6 protein-coding genes are annotated in these 4,692 nt (G+C 71.6%); 5 read left to right on the plus strand and 1 reads right to left on the minus strand.

Annotation, left to right across the window (positions count from 1 at the left end; translation table 11 throughout):
* On the minus strand, positions 1-637 hold a 637-nt coding region (locus tag D180_RS13020; protein ID WP_017913130.1), incomplete at its 3' end, for a YicC/YloC family endoribonuclease.
* Positions 638-744: 107 nt separating this feature from the next.
* Here D180_RS13020 and rph point away from each other — a divergent pair.
* The 5 genes from rph to D180_RS13045 form a co-directional block, all read left to right on the plus strand.
* A complete protein-coding gene (gene rph, locus D180_RS13025) occupies positions 745-1,470 on the plus strand; it encodes a ribonuclease PH (RefSeq protein WP_010343098.1) in 726 nt (241 codons plus the stop codon).
* Entirely contained in the window at positions 1,467-1,856 is a 390-nt protein-coding gene (locus D180_RS13030; RefSeq protein WP_017907633.1) for a VOC family protein, read from the plus strand. The genes rph and D180_RS13030 overlap by 4 nt, the downstream gene beginning before the upstream one ends.
* Positions 1,853-2,464 (plus strand): RdgB/HAM1 family non-canonical purine NTP pyrophosphatase, encoded by a 612-nt coding sequence (gene rdgB / locus D180_RS13035; RefSeq protein ID WP_017913131.1) that lies wholly within the window; start codon positions 1,853-1,855, stop codon positions 2,462-2,464. Before D180_RS13030 ends, rdgB begins: the two co-directional genes overlap by 4 nt.
* A gap of 132 nt (positions 2,465-2,596) precedes the next feature.
* Entirely contained in the window at positions 2,597-3,826 is a 1,230-nt protein-coding gene (gene hemW / locus D180_RS13040; RefSeq protein WP_017913132.1) for a radical SAM family heme chaperone HemW, read from the plus strand.
* Between the two features lie 75 nt (positions 3,827-3,901).
* On the plus strand, positions 3,902-4,692 hold a 791-nt coding region (locus tag D180_RS13045; RefSeq protein ID WP_157835460.1), incomplete at its 3' end, for a DUF1631 family protein.

The following is a 4,692-nucleotide window of genomic DNA, read 5'->3' on the forward strand; positions in this document are numbered from 1 at the left end:
CATCGAGCTTCTGCAGCCACAGCACCAGTTCCTGCTCGGCGCGGCCGGGATCGACCGGATGCGGCAGATCGGCCAGGCGCGCCGCCAGCTTGGCGCGCTGGCCGTCGCGGATGGCGGGGATCAGCGTGCGCACCTCGCCGGCGATGCGTTCCACCGCATCGACGCGCTCGACGATGGCCGCGGCCAGCTTGCCGCCCTCGCGCTCGCGCGCGGCGACGAACTCGGCCAGCACCTCGTCCAGCAGTTCCAGCGCCTGCGCCTGCAGCGCCGCCGGATCGGCCGTCTGCCCCTGCAGCACGCCGGGCAGCTGCAGCAGGTCGACGAACTGCACCTGCATCTGCGGGAAACGCACTCCCAGCCGTTGCGCAAGCACACCCAGCTGCTCGACCAGGGCCTCGTTCACCGCCAGGGTCTGCGCTGCCTCCGGCGCGCGCAGGCGCAGCATCAGGTCGAGCTTGCCGCGGCTGATCCGCGCGGCGACGCGTTCGCGCAGTTGCGGCTCCAGCGCGCGCAGCTCTTCCGGCAGGCGGACGCCGACTTCCAGGAAACGGTGGTTGACCGAGCGCAGCTCGCATCCCAGCGTGCCCCAGGGAGTGATGCGCTCGGCGCCGGCATAGGCGGTCATGCTGCGGATCATGCGGTGTTCCGGTGCGGACAGGGGGCGAATGTTAACCTAGCGCCCTTTCCTGCCTCACCGACGCGGTCACAGGCCGCGCACGGCCCCGCCCTTCCCGGAACCCCTGCATGTCCTTCTCCCGTCCCAGCGGCCGCACGGCCGATCAGTTGCGCCCGGTCCGCATCGAACGCGCCTTCACCCGCCATGCCGAAGGTTCGGTCCTGGTCAGCTTCGGCGACACCCGCGTGCTGTGCAACGCCAGCGTGGAGAACCGCGTGCCGGGCTTTTTGCGCGGCAAGGGCGAAGGCTGGGTCACCGCCGAATACGGCATGCTGCCGCGCGCGACCCACTCGCGTTCCGATCGCGAAGCCGCGCGCGGCAAGCAGGGCGGACGCACGCTGGAGATCCAGCGCCTGATCGGCCGCGCGCTGCGCGCCTGCGTCGACCGCACGGCGCTGGGCGAGCGCACCATCACCCTGGACTGCGACGTGCTGCAGGCCGACGGCGGCACCCGCACCGCCGCCATCACCGGCGCCTACGTGGCCCTGGTGGACGCGGTGAACTGGCTGCAGAAGCGCGGTGACCTGAAGAAGCCGGTGGTGCTGGGCGCGGTCGCCGCGGTCTCGGTCGGCGTCTACCGCGGCGTGCCGGTGCTGGACCTGGACTACGCCGAGGACAGCGACTGCGATACCGACATGAACGTGGTGATGAACGATGGCGGCGGCTTCATCGAGCTGCAGGGCACCGCCGAGGGCCACGCCTTCCGCCGCGACGAACTGGACGCGCTGCTCGGCCTGGCCGAGCGCGGCATCGGCGAACTGCTGGCGGCACAGCGCGCCGCCCTGGCGCAATGAACCGGCGCCTGGCCCTGGTCACCCTGGTGGTGGCCGACTACGACGAGGCCATCGCCTGGTACACCGGCAAGCTGGGCTTCCAGGTGCTGGAGGACGTGGACCAGGGCCACAAGCGCTGGGTCGTGGTCGGGCCCGGCGATGCGCGCGGCGCGGCGCTGCTGCTGGCGCGCGCCAGCGACGACGCGCAGCGCAGCCGCATCGGCGACCAGACCGGGGGCCGCGTCGGCTTCTTCCTGCACACCGACGACTTCCAGCGCGACCATGCGGCGATGCTGGCCGCCGGTGTGGAATTCCTGGAAGCCCCTCGCCACGAACCCTACGCCACGGTCGCGGTGTTCCGCGATCTGTACGGCAACACCTGGGATCTGCTGGAGCCCATCGCATGAAACTGGTCCTGGCCAGCAGCAACGCCGGCAAGCTCGAAGAACTGCACGCCTTACTCGACGACGTGGGGGTCGAGTTGATCGCGCAATCCACGCTCGGCGTGGGCGATGCCGACGAAACCGGCCTGACCTTCGTCGAGAACGCGCTGCTCAAGGCGCGCCACGCCGCCCGCGTCACCGGCCTGCCGGCGCTGGCCGACGACTCCGGCATCTGCGTGGACGCGCTGCATGGCGCACCGGGGCTGTACTCGGCGCGTTACGCAGGCGAGCACGGCAATGCGCAGGCCAACATCGACAAGCTGCTGGACGCGCTGCGCGATGTCCCCGACGCGCAGCGCGGCGCGCACTTCTACTGCGTGCTGGTGCTGCTGCGGCATGCCGAGGATCCGCAGCCGCTGCTGGTGGAAGGCCGCTGGCGCGGCCGCATCGCGCATGCGCGTGCCGGCACTGGCGGGCATGGCTACGATCCGGTGTTCCTGGATCCGGACCACGGCCAGACCGCCGCCGAGATGCCGCTGGCGCTGAAGAACCGCATCAGCCACCGCGCCCTCGCCCTGCAGCAGCTCAAACAGCGCCTGGCGGACCATCTTGCGGCGCATCCCGCCGAGTGACCGCGCCGCGCGCAGGCACCGGGCCAGTCAGGACACCGCGGCGCGCGCAGACTGCCCTGCGCCGCTGCGCCAAGCCCTGAACCCTCCGGCGCCCGCACCGCCCGCATCTCCGTTTCCAGATTCCCGCCCGCCATGCCGCACGCCCACGACCATTGCCAGCATCCGCCCGGCACCGCCTGCCCGGATCCGTCCGCGCACGCCGACACCCCGGCGCTGGTGCCGCCACCGCTGTCGCTCTACGTGCACCTGCCGTGGTGCGTGCGCAAATGCCCGTACTGCGATTTCAACTCGCACGCGGCCAAGGGCGCGCTGCCGTTCGACAGCTACGTTGATGCGCTGATTCGCGACCTGGACCAAGACCTGCCGCTGGTCTGGGGCCGCGTGGTCAACAGCGTGTTCTTCGGCGGCGGTACGCCCAGCCTGTTTCCGCCCGAGGCGATCGACCGCTTCCTGCAGGCCGCCAGCGCCCGGCTGCGCTTCGCGCCAGGCCTGGAGATCACCCTGGAGACCAACCCCGGCACCGCCGAGCACGGCCGCTTCGACCGCTACCTGGCGGCCGGGGTGAATCGTCTGAGCTTCGGCATCCAGAGCTTCGACGACGCGGCCCTGCAGCGGCTGGGCCGCATCCACGACGGCGCCGAGGCCGAGCGTGCGGTGAAGCTGGCGCAGGACGCCGGCTACGCCAATGTCAACCTGGACCTGATGTACGCGCTGCCGCAGCAGACCCTGGCCGAGGCCGAGCGCGACATCGCGCAGGCGCTGGCGCTGCAGCCGACCCACATGAGCCACTACCAGCTCACCCTGGAACCCAACACCGTGTTCGCCGCGCGGCCGCCGCAGGGCATCCCCGAGGACGACGACGCCTGGGACATGCAGGAGCGCTGCCAGGCGCTGCTGGCCGAGGCCGGCTACGCGCAGTACGAGGTCAGCGCCTACGCGCGCGCCGGCTACCGCTGCGCGCACAACCTCAACTACTGGACCTTCGGCGACTATCTCGGCATCGGTGCCGGCGCGCACGGCAAGATCAGTTCGGGCGCCGAGCAGAACATCCTGCGGCGCTGGAAGCACAAGCACCCGCAGGCGTTCCTGGACGCGGCCGGGACGCCGGCGGCGATCGGCGGCGACGAATGGATCGCGCCGGAGCGGCGCCCATTCGAGTACATGCTCAACGCCCTGCGCCTCAACGACGGCTTCGCGCTGCGCGACTTCAGCGCGCGCACCGGCCTGCCGCTGCAGGCGATCGCCCCGGCCCTGGCCACCGCACAGGCCCGCGACTGGCTGCGGGTGGACGCCGGCCACGCCGTCCCGACCGAGCTGGGACGGCGGTTCACCAACGACGTGATCGCCCTGTTCCTGCCCTGAGCCGCGCCGCCCGCCTTGGTTGCGGCGGCGGATCGTGCTACATACCGCGCAGAAAAGTATAACGGCGATCACAGGATGCCCCTGTCTGCGACCATGTCGGCCCCGCCAGCGACGCTTGCCAGCGCCGCCCTGCCGGCGCGCGTGCGCGACATCCTGCAGGCCTTGAACAGCCTGCTGTGGCAGGCCCTGGAGCTGCCGCTGCAGGCGACCCTGGACGAGCTGGAGCAGGACTTGCTCGAGCAAGCCGGGCGCGCCCGCAACGGCCAGGTGCAACAGGACCTGTTCCAGGAGGCGCAACGCGTGCGCACGCAGCGCGGGCGCCTGGCGCCGTTCTACCAGGCGCAGCTGGAAGCCGGGCTGGCCAGGATCCGCAGCCCCTTGGCGACGGCCGCTGCGCCGCGAGTAGCCAAGGCAGGTGCCGCGCAGATGCTGACCCTGGTCGCCGACGTGGATATCGACCGCGACATCGTGCTGCACGAGATCGCCCGCCGCGAGGCGATCCGCTGCAATATCCCGCTGCAGTTGCTCGGCCAGCGCTTCGGCGTGCTGGCGGCGCGGCCCGCCTTCGAGATCGAGCAACTGCCGCTGGGACCGCACGCGCTGTGCCGGCTGCTGCGCACCGCCGGCGAAGCGTTGGGCCTTGGCCTGGACACGCAATTGGCGCTGTATCGCGCCTTCGAACGGCAGGTGCTGGCGCGCTACGGCGAGATGGTGGAACGGGCCAATGTCCTGCTGACCCACGCCGGGGTGCTGCCCGGCCTGATCTATCTGCCCTACGTGGCGCGCAGCACCAATGTCGACCCGGGCACGCGGCGCGCGGCGCGCATGCCCGGCGCCGCGGTGCCGCCCGCTGCCGGCAGCGGCCC

Source organism: Xanthomonas sp. SHU 166, assembly GCF_000364685.1.
GTDB lineage: Bacteria > Pseudomonadota > Gammaproteobacteria > Xanthomonadales > Xanthomonadaceae > Xanthomonas_A > Xanthomonas_A sontii.

Excerpts from the sequence above, each read along its gene's own strand:
- rph (WP_010343098.1), top strand. The coding sequence starts at position 745 with ATGTCCTTCTCCCGTCCCAGCGGCCGCACGGCCGATCAGTTGCGCCCG.
- D180_RS13030 (WP_017907633.1), top strand. The coding sequence starts at position 1,467 with ATGAACCGGCGCCTGGCCCTGGTCACCCTGGTGGTGGCCGACTACGAC.
- rdgB (WP_017913131.1), top strand. The coding sequence starts at position 1,853 with ATGAAACTGGTCCTGGCCAGCAGCAACGCCGGCAAGCTCGAAGAACTG.
- hemW (WP_017913132.1), top strand. The coding sequence starts at position 2,597 with ATGCCGCACGCCCACGACCATTGCCAGCATCCGCCCGGCACCGCCTGC.